The following is a 1,012-nucleotide window of genomic DNA, read 5'->3' as shown; positions in this document are numbered from 1 at the left end:
CTGGCTGTTAAACGAAACTGTTGCCGGCATCGGCGGCTACGGCAACTGCATGGGGATTCCAACTGTCGGCGGCGAGCTGACTTTTGATGACATCTACAAGGGCAACCCGGTCATGAACGCCATGAGCGTCGGCCTTTTGGACGTCAAGGACATGCAAAAGGGCCTGGCTCAAGGTGAAGGCAATGCCGTGATGTACGTCGGGGCCAAGACCGGCCGTGACGGCATCCACGGGGCAACTTTTGCTTCTCACTCCTTTGACTCAGAACACGAAAGCCAGCGTTCAGCCGTGCAAGTCGGCGACCCGTTCATGGAAAAGCTCCTGCTTGAAGCCTGCCTGGAACTGACCCAAAAGCACGCTGACTGGCTGGTCGGCATTCAAGACATGGGGGCAGCCGGCATCGTTTCCTCAAGCTCTGAAATGGCTTCAGAAGGCAAGTCCGGGATGGAACTGAACCTGGACCTGGTGCCGCAAAGAGAAAGCGGCATGTCAGCCTACGAAATCATGCTGAGCGAATCTCAAGAAAGAATGCTCCTCTGCGTTAAGAAGGGGCACGAGGAAGACGTCAAGAAGATCTTTGACTTCTACGACCTTGACGCGGTCGTTATCGGCCGGATCACCAGCGGTCACAACTACGTTTTGCGCCACCACGGCGAAGTAGTCTGCGACATCCCGGTTACCAGCCTGACTGAAGACGTTCTGGAAGAAGCAAGTGAAGAAAAGCAGCCGCAGCACATGATCGATGATGCTGCCAAGGCTGATTGGGAACCGGAAATCAAGGACCTGGCCGCTGTTTACAAGCAGATGCTGGCTCAGCCGACGATTGCCTCCAAGGAAATGTTTACCCAGACTTACGACTCCATGGTCAGAACCAGTACGGTCGTCGGGCCTGGCGAAGACAGTGGCGTCTTGCGGGTGCGCGGCACTCACAAGGGGATTGCCATGACCACTGACGGCAACGGCCGCTTTATCTACCTGGATCCTGAAATCGGCGGCAAGCGGGCCGTTGTTGAA

Annotated in this window: 1 protein-coding gene; it reads left to right on the top strand. The window is 56.1% G+C overall.

The genetic code is table 11. The features are described from left to right. Positions 1 to 1,012 (top strand): AIR synthase-related protein (locus tag lacNas_RS01620; protein ID WP_244661400.1); only part of this gene is annotated, 1,012 nt, incomplete at both ends.

The organism is Lactobacillus nasalidis, assembly GCF_016587775.1.
GTDB lineage: Bacteria > Bacillota > Bacilli > Lactobacillales > Lactobacillaceae > Lactobacillus > Lactobacillus nasalidis.
This window is presented reverse-complemented; position numbering and strand designations above follow the sequence as displayed.